Source organism: Marinobacter vulgaris, assembly GCF_003344045.1.
Classification (GTDB): Bacteria; Pseudomonadota; Gammaproteobacteria; order Pseudomonadales; family Oleiphilaceae; genus Marinobacter; species Marinobacter vulgaris.
In genome coordinates this window covers 343,226-360,301 of the sequence record NZ_QFWX01000005.1, presented here as the reverse complement: position 1 = coordinate 360,301, position 17,076 = coordinate 343,226, and the positions used below count along the sequence as shown (strand labels likewise).

Below are 17,076 nucleotides of genomic sequence, written 5' to 3'. Positions count from 1 at the left end.
TCACTGGGCGGCCAGCTTTGCCCCTATAGCAACGAAAAAGCCGCCGGTCAGGGCGTTAAGCGAACGTTTGATGCCCTGACCCACCCCAAGCCGGCGGGATTTGACCACCAGCAACGCCAACCCACATTGCCATACCATAGCCAATACGAAGTGAACCGCTGCAAGGAACAGTGACTGCTGAAAGGCGTTCCCGGCGGGATCGATAAACTGCGGCAATAACGCCATATAGAACAGTGCGGTTTTGGGGTTCAGCACGTTGGACAACAGGCCCTCACGAAACGCCATCCTGGCTGACACTGGCTTCACAAGGGGCTGCAAGGAATCAGTAGGCTGCGGCTCTGCGCCCGTATCTGGCGCCCGCTTAATGGCCTGTCGCAATGAGCTCAGCCCCAGCCAGATCAGATAACAGGCACCGGCCCATTTGAGCACCGTAAATGCCCAGGCGGTCTCGACCAGCAATACTGAAATGCCAAGGGCCGACAGGGCGGCATGAATAAACAGCCCGCAACAGATACCAATGCTGGTTACGCAACCGTCCCGCAGGCCACTCTGCAATCCACCCCGCCCGGCATTCCGCATCACCAGCAAGGTATCCACTCCCGGTGTTACCGTCAGCAGTGAAATGGCCACCAGATAGGCCCAGAACAGATCGGTTGGTATCCACACGTCTAAACATCCCCAATGACAGCAGGCGTATTCAGTTCGACTGCTGCAAAAGCTTTTTCGCCGCCGCGGACCTGTAGAATGGCTCAAGACGACGGCGGATCACGGCTTCAAGATACCCCTCCTCCCGCAACACGTCTATCACCGGGACTGCCAGGGCATCCACTTCTGCCATTACCAGATCATGGTCTACACCAACCTCGCCAAGCAGCTCTATCACCGGCCTGTCACCGTACATGGCGAACAGGTGCTCCACAACAGCCCTGGCACAGCCCTCGAAATACGTGGTCTTGCGGAACTGCAACCAGAATTCGTACCCCAGCACCAAGAACGCCTGCAGTTGCACGTTGCCCAGGCCCTCGTGAAGCTCTTCCATTGTGCGGTCTTCCACGGCAACCCAGGCAGCCATCACACTGTCGCGCAGTTCGTCATCCGTCAGGGCCCGGTGCAGGAACTGTTCGCTGCGAGCAATCAGCCCGGGCAGGCTGTCCGCTAGCCAGGTCTTGAACCCCCGTTCGAAGGATTCGTCCAGGCCGGGCATCGCTTTGTTGGCCATACGCTTGCCGAATTTCATCATCGAGCCGACGCCGGGAACACTCTTGGTGACCAGATTATCCTCGTAGAGGTATTTCATCACGCCCTGGTACACCAGATTCGAAACCAATTGCTGGTAGACGGGGTGCGCCATGATCTTACTGATCACCCGTTCCCGCTGCCTCCGGAGTTCCAGCGCTTGCTCAAGAAAACCGCTGACCTGCTCCCTGGTAATGATGTCCCTTAGCCGCGAGGTTCGCTGGACCCGGGCATTCAGTACTTCCGTCGCCATCTCTCCTGCCATTTCTGGTACCCCTGCAGCCAGCTCCATGTCGATCACGATGCGCTGGATCACCCCCATCACCTGCTCTGGTGAGATCAGACGATTCAGTGTGATGCTACCGGCGTAATCGAACAGTTCATCCACCTCGGTTGCCAGAAACCGGCGCAGTTTAGCGCCTTTCAGAGACGCAAGTTCGTGTTTCACATGCTGCTCGAGCAGGGTATTGGCGAGATCCGTTTTGCCTTGGGTCATAATCAGGGTCCGTTACTGTCTGGGAGTGGCAGGGCTGCCCCGGGCTGCATGAGACGAGTATTACTGAAAATCATTGAATTCGTGAGGTTCTGCCGCCAGTGCCAGGCACAGGCTGCCAGGGCCGATATAGATACTGCTGGTAATCCCCATCTGGGACAGCAGCAGATCCACGCCATTCCTTTCGCAGGCATCCCGCAGGCGATTCAGGCCCGGAAGGTCCTCGATTTCAATCCAGGTCAGCCCGCAGGACAGACTGACGTAGGGCGTAAGCAACCCCGCCTGCACCCGGGCAGCGGCGTAATTCATCACCTTTTCCACGGCCGTATCAAAACTACGGGTTTTCGCCGCAGGCTGACCCTCGGCACCCAGACCAAAAATCACCGGAGTGATATTCAGGGTCCTGCCCAGGAAGGCCACCAGCGCCGAAACACTCTTGTCGCCACGCTTGCGGGCACGCTCCCGGATGTAATGCAGATCCCTGGGAATCACACAGGTATAGATGCTGTTCGTGAAGCTCTCTATTTCATTGCGGAGGACATTTTTTGGCAGCTTCTGACCGATCAGCCTGAGCGTGTGGGCGGCCAACAGCCCCTGGCCGGCAAAGATCTGTCTGCTGTCGACCACGCGCATGGAAAACGTGCCGTCTCGCCCTGCCACCTTGCGCGCCTCATGGTAGTGCGCCATTACACTGTTCATGGCTTCGGTGGCGTTCTGGAAAATCAGGCTCCGTGAGCGGGTGACCGTCTCGCAGATCGCCACATCGAACTGGGTGACAATCTTCTCCATAAACAAGTCATGAATCTGCCGCGGAGAAAATGCCCGGGTTTCGGCATGATGGCCTTTTTGCAACAGCCCGCTCTGGTAGAACTCCTGGGTGCGTACGGGCTCATGCTCATCAACGTAGGTCTGGCCATCGATCACGGCTGTCACGGGCAGTACGAACAGATCGTGCTTGCGACTGAACTCGTAGGGCAGATCGCAAGCGGAATCCACTATTAGACCGACACGCATGGGGCCTCCAACCTGGGGAAGCTGTTCCTGCCGGGACACTCCCCTTTATTGTCGTTGTTCCTGGCAGCGCTCAGTCTTGCACAACACCATAGTAATTTCAGCAGTCTGATGACGGGCAGTTTGCTCCAGCTCAAGTCCGCAGAGGTTTTTATTGATCAGGACACAAAAAAAGGAGGTATGGCGAAGCCGATACCTCCAAGGACACACAGGGGTTGATAGCCTCCGTCGAAAGCGGAGGCCCTCGTTCAGTGCTCTTCCGCGGCCTTCACGCCCGGGGCTTCCGGGTCGGCGGTAAATCCAATGAGTTTGGTGCGTTCAATCAGGAAATACAGTACCGCACCGGTGGCCAGGCCCCAGCCCGCGCCATAAACTGCCAGCACCACACCCATGGTGCCGGCAATGCCACGCTCGGTATTGTTCTCCAGTTGCTCAAGACCCACCATCAGGCAGATGTAACCGGTCAGCAGAAGGGTCAGTGACAGTGCAATCGGCAGCACCGGCTGGAAAAAGCTCACTAGCGGCAGCATGAATACGGCAATGAAACCGGTGATCCAGAAGGTACCGCCACCACTGTAGATAGACTCCATGGCGTTGCGGCCGTACTTGTAGCGCTCTGCCATGGTGGCGGTTACCGCCGTCCAGATCGGGCCTGCCAGGCCGGGATAGGGGGCGAAGAACGCATGGCCACCGTTACGAATAGCGGTTACCAGGTGCACACGGTCAATGCTGTTGTCGATGTCTTCGTCTTTGCGTAAATGGTCCACGCGGCTCATCAGCGACTGGCCCACAACGATATCGCCGAAGGCGATCACGTAGGCGATCACCGCGGTCGGGATGGCATAAAGGAACACATTGGCATCCGGGAAACCAACCGAGAACGGCAGGTAGTTCCACAGCTCGTCAAATGCCGGCTTGGTAATGCCCCACTCGACATCGGGAACCGCGTATTCACCGGTGGCAAAGCCCACAGCAATAGCAACCACCATACCCGGCACCATGCCGTAGTTGGCGATCTTGCGGGCGATACTGTTGGTGTCCACAAACCCCTTGAAAGACACGGAGAACATCAGGTAAAGACAAACCAGACCCCCGACAATCAGGGAAATCGGCGTTTCCGCCAGCCGGCCGCCAGCCTCGATTTCCCCCATCAGGGCCGCAATGCCGGCACCGATGATTATGCCGCCTTTCATGGACCGGGGAATCAGCTCTACCAGCTTACTACCCAGGCGGGTTATGCCCAGCACCAGGAAGATGACAAATACCAGGAACTGCAGCGCGAACAACGCCTGAATGGCCTCGGGTCCGGGCTCGTAGTCTCCCAGGAACAGCAACACCACGGGTATGCCCGGGGTGATCCAGCCCGGCACCAGCGGAACACCCAACAGTGCCGGCAACATAAAGCCAACGCCGCAGATCACAACGTAAGCGAGTGCGACGTCGTAAGGCACGCCGAGATAGGTTTCCAGCAGCGGAATCATCGCCAGGCTGACCACGAACATGATCAGCCCCTGCACCATTTCCGCAAATTCCCAGCGGTAGTGGACAAACGGCAAACGGATCTTGAAAGGGCCAGCGGGCCAGTACGGCTGCTCTTCCCCGTTCTTGCGATGGTACATTTGCATAACAAAGTCTCCTGGCGCGAGGTGGTTCGCGCCGCCTGTTGTTTTTGGTGTTAGCCGAGTTCTTTCGCCTGGTCACGCAGCACGAATTTCTGGATCTTGCCGGTAGAGGTTTTTGGCAGCTCCGTGAACACGATGGTTTTGGGCACCTTGAAGCGGGCCAGACGCTCGCGGCAGAAGCCGATCAGGTCCTCTTCACTCACATCGCCGGCTTCCGGCTTGAGGGTGATGAATGCGCAGGGAGTTTCGCCCCATTTATCGTCCGGTCGCGCAACCACGGCTGCTTCGAGTACGGCCGGATGACGATAGAGAGTATCCTCCACCTCGATGGTAGAGATATTCTCGCCACCGGAGATGATGATGTCTTTCAGGCGATCCTTGATTTCCAGGTAGCCGTCCTCGTGCCAGACGGCCAGGTCCCCGGTATGGAACCAGCCGCCGCGGAAGGCTTCCTCGGTGGCCCGGGGATTCTTCAGGTAGCCTTTCATCACGGTATTGCCACGCAGGAATATCTCGCCAATGGTCTTACCGTCTTTGGGAACCGGCGCCATGGTATTGGGGTCGCCAACCATGGTGCCGGCAAGGGTCGGATAACGAACGCCCTGGCGAGCCTTGAGGGTAGCCCGCTCATCCAGGGTTTTTTCGTCCCATTCGGACTTCCAGGCACACACGGTAACCGGGCCGTACACTTCTGTCAGGCCGTAAACGTGAGTGACGGCAATGCCCATCTCCTCAATAGCGCCAATGACCTGGGCGGGGGGCGCGGCGCCGGCGGTCATGGATTTCACTTCGTGGTCAATGCCGGCCTTGGCGGCTTCTGGCACGTTCAGCAGCGCGTTGAGAACAATAGGGGCACCACACATGTGGGTTACCTGGTGATCGCGGATCAACTGCAGAATTTTCTCAGGGTCCACCCGGCGCAGGCACACGTGAGTGCCTGCCAGAGCGGTGACCGTCCAGGGGAAACACCAGCCGTTACAGTGGAACATGGGCAGGGTCCACAGATAGACCGGATGCTGCCCCATGGACCACACCGCCTGGTTGCCCATGCTGTTCATGTAGGCACCGCGGTGGTGATAGACAACGCCTTTCGGGTTGCCGGTAGTGCCGGAGGTATAGTTCAGGGAAATGGCATCCCACTCGCTGCCCGGCAGGCTCCACTGGAACTGCGGGTCACCCTCCTGCAGGAAGGCCTCGTAATCCAGCTCACTCACTTGGGTGCCTTCACCGTACTCCGGGTCGTCCACATCAATCACCAGGGGCTTTTCGTCCAGACGGCTGACGGCATCGCGGACCACATCGCCAAATTCCCGGTCCGCCACGATGACTTTGGCTTCCCCATGCTCCAGCATGAAGGCAATGGCTTCGGCGTCCAGGCGCACGTTCAGTGTGTTGAGAACCGCGCCGATCATGGGCACACCAAAGTGACACTCCACCATGGCCGGGATATTGGGCAGCATCGCCGCCACGGTATCGCCACGGCCAATGCCGCGGCCAGCCAGTGCCGAGGCCAGACGGCGACAGCGCTCGTAGGTCTGAGCCCAGTTGTAGCGAATGGCGCCGTGAATCACCGATGTGTATTCCGGATACACGCTTGCCGTGCGCTCGATAAAATCGATGGGGGACAGAACAGAATAATTGGCGTCGACGGGCTCCAGGCCCTGGTCAAAAATCGAGGTCATTGCTGTGGTCCTCTGGGTTCCATTGTTCTTATGGTGTATTCAGTAAGTACGCCGGAAAAGCTATACTCTTGGCTGGCAGGAATGGTATTGGATAGTAGATATACTAGAAATTACACCAATGTATTATAGTGCTTATACTATATAACGGCTGACCAATGACAATAACAGCGACAGTCCCCGCCTTTCAGCTTCCCGACACCGACCCGGAAGCCGGGCTGGTTCTTGGCTTTGACAGCAGGGTTCTGGCAAATAATCCGGCAGCGAGAGCCCTGGCACAGCGTGCAGGAACGGAGCGGGTAGCGGGCCTGCTTCCGGTTAATACCCAGGCACTGATCAACGCCTGCCTCTCCCAGGGGCGGGCGATTGCAGATGTGGAGAGCCGGCTTGCCGGGCTTATCTGTCTGTGGACATTCATACCTGACCAGGCCTCTGGCCAGGTTCTGGCCCGGGGCAGGAATGCCACCGATGACATCCGCAAGCTGGACGAAGCCACCCGCTCCAGCCGCCTCTACCGCCTGATCACCGAAAACACCACCGACCTCATTTCCCGCCACGCGCCGGATGGCCGTTTTATAGACGCCACCCCGGCCTCCTGGCGGTTACTGGGTTACTGGCCGGAAGAGCTCAGGGGCAAGCCGCTGGAAGACGTGTTCCGTAGCAGCACCCTTAACGGCGAGCTGGAAGACGTCCGCAACCGTCTTCGGGATGAAGGCTATGCCACCCTGACGCTTGATATCACTCATCGGGACGGCAGCAAGCGCTGGTTCGAGATTGCCAGCCGGGCCATCCGGGAAACTTACACCGGCGCAGTGATTGAAGTGGTGAGTGTGTCCCGTGACATCACTGCGAGGGTTGAGTCCGAGGAGAACAACCGGCGGCTGGCGGACGAACTGGCTCACACGGCCCGCCTGGCAACCCTCGGCGAGCTGGCTTCCAGTATTGCCCACGAGATGAACCAGCCACTGGCCACCATCGTCAATTTCGCCAGTGCCAGCCAGCGCTACCTGAAACAGGCGCGGGACAACCCGGAGTGCCTGGAGCGGGTGGACGACGGCCTCCAGCGCATCACCCACCACGCCAACCGGGCATCGGAAGTGATCAGGCGACTGAGGGCATTTCTGCGCAAGGGCCAGAAGCGTACAGCCCCCATCAGCATCAACGACGCCGTGGCCAACGTAAAGCGCCTGTGCCAGTGGGATGCAGACAAGAACCGGGTCGCCATACGGGAACGCCTGACCGACAGCGACCCGGTTATTACCGCTGACCCGGTGCTGCTTGAGCAGGTGTTGATCAACCTGATCCGCAACGGTATCGATGCCAATATTGAGGCCCACCAGGACAGCAGTACCCCCTCACAGATTACCGTGACAACCTGCGTGAACTCAGAACAGGAAATTCTGGTGGAGGTTGCCGACCAGGGCCCGGGGCTGGACGAGACCGGTTTGCGGCAGATGTTCACGCCCTTCTACACCAGCAAACCCCAGGGGCTGGGGCTGGGGCTTTCCATGAGCCGATCCATCGTCGAGGGCTTTGGCGGCTTCCTGGATGCAAAACCAGCGGATGACGGTGGCCTGGTGCTGGTCTGTCGCTTCCCGCCACTCCACAGCAATAAAATCAGATGCCACCCCTCCAGGGAGACAGACCCCCATGAGTGATCTACCCCACACCGTTTACGTGGTAGACGACGACGCCGGCATGCTCGAATCCACCCAGTGGTTACTGGAATCCGTGGGGTTGCAGGTGCAGCCCTATGCCGACGGTCGGCTGTTCCTGGAGGCGGTGGATCCGGTGCATACCGGTTGCGTGATTCTCGACATACGCATGCCCGGCCTGGGAGGCCTGAATGTCCAGGAGGAACTGCAGAAGCGGGGCTCGCAACTGCCCATCATTTTTGTCTCCGGCCATGCCGACGTGGCGATCGTGGTCCGCGCCTTCAAGTCCGGCGCCTTCGACTTCATCGAAAAACCGTTCAACGAACAGCTGCTGCTCGACAGCGTTCAGCAGGCGCTGCAGGAACACCAGCAGGCCAGCACCCGGCAACAGGGTGACCGGCATACCGACGCCCTGATAGCCGCCCTCACCCGCCGGGAGCGGGATGTGTTCATGCCACTGGCCCAGGGTTATACCAGCCGCGAAATTGCGGAACAGCTGGACGTGGGCATCAAAACCATCGACCTGTACCGGGCACGTGTCATGAAGCGACTGGGGGTGGAGCGGGTCCCTGACGTCACCGGCATCGCCATTGCGGCGGGCCTGCTGGACCCGATTAACCTGCGGAGCGACCCATGAAAACACTACCGATCTACCAGCTTGACGCCTTTACCAGCCAGGTTTTTGGCGGCAATCCGGCTGCGGTCATGCCCCTGGAGGAATGGCTGCCAGACGACACGCTGCGGGCACTGGCCATGGAGAACAACCTGTCGGAAACCGCATTCCTGGTATCATTACCGGCAGAAGCGGATGCAGACTTCCACATACGCTGGTTCACACCCACCGTAGAAGTGCCGCTATGTGGCCACGCCACCCTCGCCAGTGCCTGGGTCGTGTTCAACAAGCTGGGCTGGAAGCATGAGCGGATCCGGTTCCAGTCGAAAAGCGGCCCCCTTGGCGTACAACTGACCGACGACGGCTGGCTGGAGCTGGACTTCCCGAACCTCGCTTTCGAAGAACGCCTGACACCTGAGCTCATCCACGAAGCACTGAGAGGCGCTCCGGCAACAGCCCTGTTTGTGCCCAACGACACCAACTACCTGGTCGTTCTCAATGACGAAAACGCAGTAAAGGCCGCGCAACCGGACATCCGCAAACTCAGGGAACTTGGCAACCAGGGCGTGATCATCACGGCGCCCGGAGAAAACTGCGACTTCGTCAGCCGCTACTTCGCCCCCGGCGCCGGCATCGACGAAGACCCAGTCACCGGCTCCATCCACAGCGTACTGGTGCCCTACTGGGCCGAAAAACTTGGTAAAAACACACTGCTTGCCCAACAGGTCTCCGCCAGAGGCGGCGTACTGCGCTGCGAACTGAAAGGTGACCGCGTAGCCATAGCCGGCCAGGCCACGCTCTATATGGAAGGTTCCGTACACCTGCCCTGATAACAGCAGAAAATGTATACTGCGCCCAGTTAACACACAGCGGCGGTAAGCACAGATGTTTGGCAAGGCACGGGTTGAGGGCAGTCAGGGATCGTCAAAAACATGGATGTTTTTGTCGAGCGTACATGGACGTATTCACCGCGTATCCCTGACTGTCCTCAACCCGTGCCGGAACTCAATAGAATGACACTCCAGAGCTATGACGTAATCATCATAGGCGCAGGCGCCGCAGGCCTGATGTGCGCCGCAACAGCCGGCTACCGAGGCCGCAAGGTCCTGGTGATCGACCACGCCAACAAACCCGGCAAGAAAATTCTCATGTCCGGCGGCGGCCGCTGCAATTTCACCAACCTGAACAGCACCCCGGCCAACTTCCTCTCGGCCAACCCCCACTACTGCATCTCCGCCCTCAAACGTTACACACCCCAGCACTTCCTGGATCTGGTGGAGCGCCACGGCATTGAGCATGAGGAAAAAGCGGCCGGCCAACTCTTCTGTAAAGACAGCAGCAAGGACATTCTCAACATGCTGCTGACCGAATGCGAATGGGCCGGTGCAGAAGTGCGTCTGAAAACAGAGGTCAAAGCCATCAGCAGCCCGGGAAACGGTTACCAACTGCAAACCACCTCCGGCACCCTAACCTGCGAGTCCCTTATTGTTGCCTGCGGCGGGCTCTCCATCCCCACCATGGGCGCCACCGGATTCGGTTATGACATCGCACGGCAGTTCGGGCTGACTGTTCTACCCACCCGTGCGGGGCTGGTCCCGTTTACCCTGCACCCGGAACTGAAGAAGCAACTGGCCCCACTGGCGGGGGTGAGCTGTCCGGTGGACGTTCACTGCAATCACGAACACTTCCGCGAACCCATGCTGGTCACCCATCGCGGACTGAGTGGCCCGGCGATGCTGCAGATCTCCAGCTTCTGGCATCCCGGTGACAGCCTGAGCATCAACATGCTCCCCGGGACCAATATCGAACAGGACCTGTACCAGCTGAGGAAAGACAGACCACAAGCCACGGTTGCCCAATACCTGCAGCAGCACCTGCCGAGGCGCTTCGCCCAGGCGCTTAACGACCTTCACGGCTGGACCGGTCCACTGCAGGGCTACAAAAACAGCGACATCGAACAGGCATCGCGGACTCTCGGGCAGTGGGCCATAAAACCCGCCGGCACCGAGGGTTATCGCACCGCCGAAGTGACCCTGGGAGGTGTGGACACCCGCCAGCTGTCATCCCGGACCATGGCGGTTCTGGACCGACCGGACCTGTACTTCATCGGTGAAGTGGTGGATGTGACCGGGCATCTTGGCGGGCATAACTTCCAGTGGGCCTGGGCCTCAGGCGTGGCAGCGGGCGGCAGCGCCTGAAAACCCGGGGCAAGTACTAGAGATATTTCTCGATCGGCAGCCATGACAGGAACCGGGACTGGGCACGGGTCCACCAGCCAATGGTCGGCTCGCTGGTGTACAGGTGTTTCTCACCGCGCCACTGCACCTCGCCGCTTTCATCAAGAGAAACTTCCCAGCTGTTCCGTGGCTGCATCACCGAGCGGATGTCCTTGGCCACCCGCTCGGCCATCTCTGCGCTGTGGATAATCAACACTGTTTCACCATTCAGATAGATGGAGCGGAGATTGACGTTGAAAGATCCCACCACCAGGGTACTGCGATCAAACACCACGGATTTAGAATGCAGGCTGACCTCACCGCGGGAGCAGACCGCATCGTCTTGCAGCCATTGCTGGCAGGCCTCCGCATCGGGTTTGAGCTCGTGGATCCGTATTCCGCGGCGGAGCATATAAGGGCGCCAGCGAGCATAGCCGGAGTGATTGGTGACCAGGTCGTTGGAGGCCAGCGAGTTGGTCAAAGCCGCAACCTCCAGCCCCTGGCGACCCTCAACATCCAGCAGCGCCAACTGCTCCCCGGTGAGTATCAGATAGGCGGATTCAATCAGAATTTCCTCGGTGGAAGCTCTCGCCAGCCGCTGAAGCGCTTTGGCGCTGCGCTTGGGGGTTTTGCCAGGCCCGTCCATGGTTTCCGAGGGAGAATCGAACACCAGCTCGCCGCGGGCAAGCGTCAGTTGGTGGAACAGTTCAGCCAGCTCTGACCTGCCCTGGGCGCTGTCTGTCGGGGCCGGCACCGGAATACCGTCCTGTGTGCCGGCCTGGCGGCGAAGTCTGTCAAGGATCGCCGCCGCCCCGTTCGCGGGAACCTCGGGGTAAAGGGCTGACACCGGGTAGGCCCAACGATTGTTCCAGTAGGCCTGGAAGTTCTCCGCCATGCCGTCAACCACTGCCCCCAAAGCCAGCACGTCACGATCCCGGAAATAGCGATCCTCAGCAAATCCGAAGTACTCATCGCCAATGTTGCGCCCGCCAACGATACCCGCCGACCCATCCACCACGAACGTCTTGTTGTGCATGCGGCGGTTGATACGTTTGAAATCCATCAGGAACGAGACCCAACGACCCCATCCGCTGCGACTTGTAGCGGGATTGAAAATACGGACGTCAATGTTCGGGTGGGTATCGAGAGCAGCAAAGAGTTCGCCAATGCCTTCGATATTGAAATCGTCCAGCAACAGCCGTATCCGCACATCACGATCCGCGGCCAGCAGCAGCCGGCCTGCCAGGTAACGCCCGGAGCCGTCGTTGTTCCAGATATAATATTGCGCGTCGATCCGGTGCTCGGCGGCCTCGGTCAGGGCCGCACGGTAGAGAAAGGCTTCCCGGCCCGAATCAAGCATGTAAAAACCGGACTGGTCGCCAGTACTGCCCAATCGCTGCAAAGATTGATTGAGCAGGAAGCTGTCCTCGCTCTGCACGGTTTTCTCACCTCCGGGGTGTGTCACCGGCGGCAAACCGCCGGTACAACCCGTCAATAAGACCACCAACACCAGAAATCCGCCGCCTAACGCCAACAATGCCGCCACGGAGCCCTGGCAAAACAGCATTAGCGCAGTATTACCAGAGGTTTGCGGGCGGTCTTGAGCATCGTCGTGGTGGTACTGCCGATCAGGAACTGTCGAATCCGCGAGTGCCCGTAAGCGCCCATCACCAGGATATCGATGTCATGCTCCTCCTGGTAAGCGTGAAGCGTTGGCTCCACATCGCCGGCACGGATGGCCAGGGTGATTTCGGCGTCCAGGTCACCGAGCATCTTCTCGGCCTTCCTCAGCTGCTCCCAACGGTCATTGGTATCAGCCCCGACCATCACCAGGTGAATCGGCATACCTTTCAGTACCGGGCTGCCTGCCAGCAACTCCACGCCCTTGAACGCGGTGGCGCTGCCATCGAAGGCCAGCATCGCGCTTTTCGGCTGCTGGTATTCGTCCGGCACCAGGAGGATCGGGCGATGGACACTGCGAATCACCGTTTCCAGCTGGCTGCCGACGTGTACGTCGCGATCCGAGCTGCTCTCGCCGTGAAGCCCCATAACCAGCAAACGGGTCTGGTTTTCCAGAGCCACCAGGGACTCGGTCAGATCGCCATGACGCTGGCGCTTGATGATATCCTCGAGGCCAAGCCTCTTCATACGGTCTTCGGCCTCATCCAGCATATGGTGACCATGCTCCAGCGCCAGCTTCGAACGCTTGCGGTCCAGCTCGGCCAGTTCGTCCATCAGCTGTTCGCGACTACCCAGGCCAATATTGCCAGCCAGGTCCGGTTCTGTCGGATAACGCTCTTCGTCCAGCACGTGCAGCAGGGTTATGGGCGTTTCCATGTGCTTGCTGGCCCAGGCGGCGTAATCACACACCGCCGGTGCGGCCCTGGAGCCATCGATACAGGCAACTACTCGTAACATCTCAACCTCGCCGTGGTGATCGTTATGGTTGTTATTCTGACCGGGATCGTTGTTGGATTCCCTGGCTTGTGTCATATCAGTGCCCCATCAACTGGTCGACGGCGCCGGGTTTGTCGTGCACCCCGAAACGGTCAACGATTGTGGCGCTGGCCTCGTTCAGCCCGATGATTTCAACCTCGGCACCCTCGCGGCGGAACTTGAGCACCGCTTTGTCCAGGGCGCCTACCGCGGTGATATCCCAGAAGTGCGCCCGGGTCAGGTCTATGACCACATTATCCACTGCTTCCTTGAAATCAAAGGACTCCGTGAATTTTTCCGAGGAACTGAAGAATACCTGCCCAACCACGTTGTAAGTGCGGCTATCGGTTTCCTCATCAAATTCGGAGGTCACCAGCATGTAATGGCCCACCTTGTTGGCAAAGAACAGCGCCGCCAGCAGCACGCCTGCCAGTACACCGAACGCCAGGTTGTGGGTTGCGACCACTACGATAACCGTGACCACCATGACTATGTTGGTGGACAGCGGGTGCTCCTTCAGGTTCTTGATGGAGCCCCAGCTGAACGTACCGATCGATACCATGATCATTACCGCTACCAGCGCCGCCATTGGAATCTGTACCAGCCACTGGTCCAGCACCAGCACCATCAGCAGCAGGAACACACCCGCGGCCAAGGTGGACAGGCGGGTGCGACCACCGGATTTGATGTTGATAATAGACTGGCCAATCATGGCACAGCCCGCCATGCCGCCTAACAGGCCGGAACCGATATTGGCAATGCCCTGCCCCCTGCACTCGCGGTTGCGATCACTGGTGGTATCGGTCAGGTCGTCCACGATAGTGGCTGTCATCATCGATTCCAGCAGGCCCACGACGGCGAGACCCACCGAGTACGGCAGGATAATCATCAGGGTTTCCAGGTTCAGCGGCACATCCGGCCACAGGAAGATCGGCAGGGTGTCCGGCAGTTGCCCCATATCCCCCACGGTGCGGATATCAATGTTATAGACCATCGCAACTGCTGTGAGTGCAACGATACAGATCAGCGGCGATGGCAGGATGCGGCCAATCACCGGAATCAGCGGAAACAGATAGATGATACCCAAACCGGCGGCGGTCATGGCGTATACATGCCAGGTGACGTTGGTCAGCTCCGGCAACTGGGCCATGAAGATCAGGATCGCCAGGGCATTTACAAACCCGGTCACTACCGATCGTGACACGAATCGCATCAGGCCACCGAGCTTCAGATAGCCGGCTCCGATCTGCAGCAGGCCGGTTAGCAGCGTGGCTGCCAGCAGGTATTCCAGGCCATGCTCCTTGACCAGGGTCACCATCAGCAACGCCATGGCCCCGGTGGCGGCAGAGATCATTCCGGGGCGGCCGCCCACAAAGGCGATCACAACAGCAATGCAGAAAGAGGCGTAAAGGCCCACTTTCGGGTCCACACCGGCGATGATGGAGAAGGCGATGGCTTCGGGAACCAGTGCCAGCGCCACCACAATACCGGCGAGCAGATCGCCCCGTATATTGGAGAGCCAGTCGGCCTTGAGCTTGTTAATCATAGTTGAGGTCCAGTCAATTGATTCAACGGAGAGAATCTACAGAAAGTTGATGACCGCCAGCAGACCAACGGATCCGAGGACGACGGTGTAAGGGAAAGCCATAATTACCATGCGGCCGTAGGAGAGCCGCACCAGTGGTGCAATAGCGGATGTCAGCAGGAACAGGAACGCTGCCTGGCCATTGGGCGTCGCAACGCTGGGCAGGTTGGTGCCGGTGTTGATGGCTACAGCCAAATCCTGGAAGTGCGCGCGGGATATCACGCCCGCATCCAGCGCCTGTTTGATTTCGCTGATGTAAACAGTGGCAACAAAGACATTGTCGCTGATCATCGACAGCAGCCCGTTTGCCACGAAGAACAGCGCCGGCTGCTGCGCCTCCGGCTGTGCCAGCACAAAGTCGATCACCGGTTTGAACAGGTGCTGCTCGTGAATCACCGCCACCACGGCAAAGAACACGACCAGCAGCGAGGTGAAAGGCAGGGATTCCTGAAATGCCTTGCCAATCTGGTGTTCGTCCGTCACCCCGGTGAACGAGGTAATAAGGATGATCACCAACAGCCCGATCAACCCCACTTCCGCAATATGGAACGCCAGCCCGATCACCAGCACCACAGCAGCCATGGACTGTACCCACAGGGCTGCCTGATCCGCCTTGGTGCGCTTTTCACGCTCGGTGTCCGCGAAATCTTCCAGCACCCGCCGAACCGGTTTGGGCAGCCGCGCCCCGTAGCCAAACCAGCGCAGCTTCTCCAGGCACCAGCAGGTGAACAGGCCAGCGCCCAGAACCGGCAGGCTGATAGGTGCCATACGCTGGAAAAACTCGGCAAAGTTCCAGCCCACCACTTTTGCTATCAGCAAATTCTGGGGCTCCCCTACCATGGTCGCAACGCCCCCCAGTGCGGTTCCGATCGCGCCATGCATCAGCAGGCTGCGGAGAAAGGCGCGAAATTGCTCCAGGTCTTCGCGGTGCAGTTCCACCACGTGCTCGTCGCTCTGGGCATTGTGACTGGCGTGGTGGTAACCCTTCCCGGAAGCTACTTTGTGGTAGACCGAATAGAAGCCCACTGCCACGCTGATGATGACGGCGGTGACCGTCAATGCATCCAGAAAGGCGGAGAGTAGCGCGGCCGCAGCACAGAACAGCAGGGATAGCGCCGACTTTGATCGCACCCCCACCAGGATCTGGGTGAAAGTCACCAGCAACAGCTCTTTCATGAAATAGATGCCGGCGACCATGAACATCAGCAGCAAAATGACTGGCAGGTTGATCAGTACTTCGTGATACACCGCCTCCGGCGTTGCCAGCCCGATCAGCAGCGCCTCAACTGCCAGCAGGCCACCGGGCAACAGCGGGTAACATTTCAGCGCCATGGCAAGGGTGAAGATAAACTCACCCACCAGAAACCAGCCAGCCGTCGCCGGGCCAAGCAACCAGACAACCAGGGGGTTGACGATCAGAAACAGGACAATAACCTGTTTGTACCAGACCGGGGCATTGCCGAGAAAATTGTGGGTGAAACCTGACATCACTGTTTTGGGCATGGGAAACCGAACGACTGGGGACGAAAACTCGGAGACAATAAGTAGCGTGGTAGTCGCCGGAAGCGAATACAGGCTATTGGCTCAAGGAATTAACCTGGAGGGCGCGCAGAGCGCTAGGGTGGAGTGATCGTCGGGAAGGTCGCGAAGGCGTTCATTAGCGTAAATTCATAGACTGTGAAATAAAGGCGGCGAAGCTTACCAGAAAGGCCCCGGGAAAGTAACCAACACCAAAATTTTCTTAGGGGCCTAAACAAAATACACTGGCGACAGAGCATGGTGCTCTATTGCATCGAATGCGCACGCTAGCCCGGCTGGCCTGTCACACAGCGGGGCCAGACAAACCATTACTGGCAAGGTGAAAGGCAATCACCGCCATCATCGAACCAATAGCCCCGTCAATAAAACGCCATGCCATGGGGCTGGCCAGCCAGGGCGACAGTGCTGCACCGCCAAAGGCCAGCAGGCCGAACCACAATACCGAGGCGCTGCTGGCTCCAGCAACGAACACGGCCGGGCTCTCCTGCTGTGCGCCGATGGCGGGAATCAGTAACAGGGTATCCAGGTAGACCTGCGGATTCAGCAAGGTGACCGCCAGGGTGGTCAGTACCACCACCCGAAGGCTGGTGGCCGCCGATGCATCCGCACCCAGCCCTTTCCTCCCGGTGGCCACTTTGTAGAACGCTGCCAGTGCCAGCCAGCCCAGGAACACCACCCCCAGCCAGCGCAGAACATCCAGCGCTTCCGGTACTGCCATTAACGCCGCATTCACGCCGAACATACCGGCCGTGAACAGCAGAATGTCTGCGGTCATGCAGATGCCCGCGCAATGCCAGTGGTATTCCCGGCGGATCGCCTGGCCCAGGATATAGGCATTCTGCGCCCCGATGGCGATGATAATCCCGCCACAAACGATCAGCCCGGTCAGGTAACTTGTCAGCATGTCGTTCTCCCGAATAAGCTGAAAGCTTTACGGGGCCCAGCTATACTTAAAAATCAGAATCTTATATTGCCACCCTCTCACTGGTAT

General features: G+C 58.9%; 14 protein-coding genes. 4 read left to right on the top strand and 10 right to left on the bottom strand.

Features of this window, described 5'->3' with window-relative positions; all coding sequences use genetic code 11:
• The 5 genes from DIT71_RS13080 to DIT71_RS13060 all read right to left on the bottom strand — a co-directional run bounded on the left by DIT71_RS13080 (nucleotide 1) and on the right by DIT71_RS13060 (nucleotide 6,044).
• Nucleotides 1–666 (bottom strand): LysE family translocator, encoded by a 666-nt coding sequence (locus DIT71_RS13080; RefSeq protein ID WP_114613658.1) that lies wholly within the window; start codon nucleotides 664–666, stop codon nucleotides 1–3.
• A gap of 31 nt (nucleotides 667–697) precedes the next feature.
• Entirely contained in the window at nucleotides 698–1,732 is a 1,035-nt protein-coding gene (locus tag DIT71_RS13075) for a hypothetical protein (protein ID WP_114613657.1), read from the bottom strand.
• 60 nt (nucleotides 1,733–1,792) lie between these two features.
• Nucleotides 1,793–2,743, bottom strand: a complete 951-nt coding sequence (locus tag DIT71_RS13070; protein ID WP_114613656.1) for a DegV family protein — start codon at nucleotides 2,741–2,743, stop codon at nucleotides 1,793–1,795.
• A gap of 245 nt (nucleotides 2,744–2,988) precedes the next feature.
• The gene (locus DIT71_RS13065) at nucleotides 2,989–4,365 is read right to left on the bottom strand and encodes a solute carrier family 23 protein (protein WP_114613655.1); all 1,377 of its coding nucleotides are present in this window, start codon (nucleotides 4,363–4,365) and stop codon (nucleotides 2,989–2,991) included.
• Between the two features lie 50 nt (nucleotides 4,366–4,415).
• Complete coding sequence (locus DIT71_RS13060; protein ID WP_114613654.1) at nucleotides 4,416–6,044, bottom strand: acyl-CoA synthetase; 1,629 nt, start codon at nucleotides 6,042–6,044, stop codon at nucleotides 4,416–4,418.
• Between the two features lie 155 nt (nucleotides 6,045–6,199).
• Between DIT71_RS13060 and DIT71_RS13055 the strand changes: the two genes are divergently transcribed.
• The 4 genes from DIT71_RS13055 (at nucleotide 6,200) to DIT71_RS13040 (ending at nucleotide 10,507) form a co-directional block, all read left to right on the top strand.
• Complete coding sequence (locus DIT71_RS13055; RefSeq protein WP_114613653.1) at nucleotides 6,200–7,699, top strand: sensor histidine kinase; 1,500 nt, start codon at nucleotides 6,200–6,202, stop codon at nucleotides 7,697–7,699.
• The gene (locus DIT71_RS13050) at nucleotides 7,692–8,333 is read left to right on the top strand and encodes a response regulator transcription factor (RefSeq protein ID WP_114613652.1); all 642 of its coding nucleotides are present in this window, start codon (nucleotides 7,692–7,694) and stop codon (nucleotides 8,331–8,333) included. The genes DIT71_RS13055 and DIT71_RS13050 overlap by 8 nt, the downstream gene beginning before the upstream one ends.
• Nucleotides 8,330–9,139, top strand: coding sequence for a PhzF family phenazine biosynthesis protein (locus DIT71_RS13045; protein ID WP_114613651.1), 810 nt, complete (start codon nucleotides 8,330–8,332; stop codon nucleotides 9,137–9,139). Before DIT71_RS13050 ends, DIT71_RS13045 begins: the two co-directional genes overlap by 4 nt.
• 183 nt (nucleotides 9,140–9,322) lie before the next feature.
• Entirely contained in the window at nucleotides 9,323–10,507 is a 1,185-nt protein-coding gene (locus tag DIT71_RS13040; protein WP_114613650.1) for a BaiN/RdsA family NAD(P)/FAD-dependent oxidoreductase, read from the top strand.
• A 16-nt stretch (nucleotides 10,508–10,523) separates the two neighbouring features.
• On the opposite strand, the gene DIT71_RS13035 is transcribed toward DIT71_RS13040, so the two are convergent.
• The 5 genes from DIT71_RS13035 to DIT71_RS13015 all read right to left on the bottom strand — a co-directional run bounded on the left by DIT71_RS13035 (nucleotide 10,524) and on the right by DIT71_RS13015 (nucleotide 16,989).
• A complete protein-coding gene (locus DIT71_RS13035) occupies nucleotides 10,524–12,092 on the bottom strand; it encodes a phospholipase D family protein (RefSeq protein WP_114613649.1) in 1,569 nt (522 codons plus the stop codon).
• Nucleotides 12,092–13,018: a universal stress protein gene (locus DIT71_RS13030; protein WP_114613648.1), complete on the bottom strand. Its 927-nt coding sequence runs from the start codon at nucleotides 13,016–13,018 to the stop codon at nucleotides 12,092–12,094. The genes DIT71_RS13035 and DIT71_RS13030 overlap by 1 nt, the downstream gene beginning before the upstream one ends.
• A 1-nt stretch (nucleotide 13,019) precedes the next feature.
• Nucleotides 13,020–14,507 (bottom strand): SulP family inorganic anion transporter, encoded by a 1,488-nt coding sequence (locus DIT71_RS13025; RefSeq protein ID WP_114613647.1) that lies wholly within the window; start codon nucleotides 14,505–14,507, stop codon nucleotides 13,020–13,022.
• Nucleotides 14,508–14,543: 36 nt separating this feature from the next.
• The gene (gene nhaB, locus DIT71_RS13020) at nucleotides 14,544–16,049 is read right to left on the bottom strand and encodes a sodium/proton antiporter NhaB (protein ID WP_114613646.1); all 1,506 of its coding nucleotides are present in this window, start codon (nucleotides 16,047–16,049) and stop codon (nucleotides 14,544–14,546) included.
• A 319-nt stretch (nucleotides 16,050–16,368) separates the two neighbouring features.
• A complete protein-coding gene (locus DIT71_RS13015; protein ID WP_114613645.1) occupies nucleotides 16,369–16,989 on the bottom strand; it encodes a LysE/ArgO family amino acid transporter in 621 nt (206 codons plus the stop codon).
• Nucleotides 16,990–17,076 lie beyond the last annotated feature (87 nt).

What these genes read in the sequence shown, in the direction of transcription:
- DIT71_RS13045 (WP_114613651.1), top strand. Translation starts at nt 8,330, where the DNA reads ATGAAAACACTACCGATCTACCAGCTTGACGCCTTTACCAGCCAGGTT.
- DIT71_RS13040 (WP_114613650.1), top strand. Translation starts at nt 9,323, where the DNA reads ATGACACTCCAGAGCTATGACGTAATCATCATAGGCGCAGGCGCCGCA.
- DIT71_RS13025 (WP_114613647.1), bottom strand. Translation starts at nt 14,507, where the DNA reads ATGATTAACAAGCTCAAGGCCGACTGGCTCTCCAATATACGGGGCGAT.
- nhaB (WP_114613646.1), bottom strand. Translation starts at nt 16,049, where the DNA reads ATGCCCAAAACAGTGATGTCAGGTTTCACCCACAATTTTCTCGGCAAT.
- DIT71_RS13075 (WP_114613657.1), bottom strand. Translation starts at nt 1,732, where the DNA reads ATGACCCAAGGCAAAACGGATCTCGCCAATACCCTGCTCGAGCAGCAT.
- DIT71_RS13060 (WP_114613654.1), bottom strand. Translation starts at nt 6,044, where the DNA reads ATGACCTCGATTTTTGACCAGGGCCTGGAGCCCGTCGACGCCAATTAT.
- DIT71_RS13050 (WP_114613652.1), top strand. Translation starts at nt 7,692, where the DNA reads ATGAGTGATCTACCCCACACCGTTTACGTGGTAGACGACGACGCCGGC.
- DIT71_RS13030 (WP_114613648.1), bottom strand. Translation starts at nt 13,018, where the DNA reads ATGACACAAGCCAGGGAATCCAACAACGATCCCGGTCAGAATAACAAC.
- DIT71_RS13055 (WP_114613653.1), top strand. Translation starts at nt 6,200, where the DNA reads ATGACAATAACAGCGACAGTCCCCGCCTTTCAGCTTCCCGACACCGAC.
- DIT71_RS13070 (WP_114613656.1), bottom strand. Translation starts at nt 2,743, where the DNA reads ATGCGTGTCGGTCTAATAGTGGATTCCGCTTGCGATCTGCCCTACGAG.
- DIT71_RS13015 (WP_114613645.1), bottom strand. Translation starts at nt 16,989, where the DNA reads ATGCTGACAAGTTACCTGACCGGGCTGATCGTTTGTGGCGGGATTATC.
- DIT71_RS13035 (WP_114613649.1), bottom strand. Translation starts at nt 12,092, where the DNA reads ATGCTGTTTTGCCAGGGCTCCGTGGCGGCATTGTTGGCGTTAGGCGGC.
- DIT71_RS13065 (WP_114613655.1), bottom strand. Translation starts at nt 4,365, where the DNA reads ATGCAAATGTACCATCGCAAGAACGGGGAAGAGCAGCCGTACTGGCCC.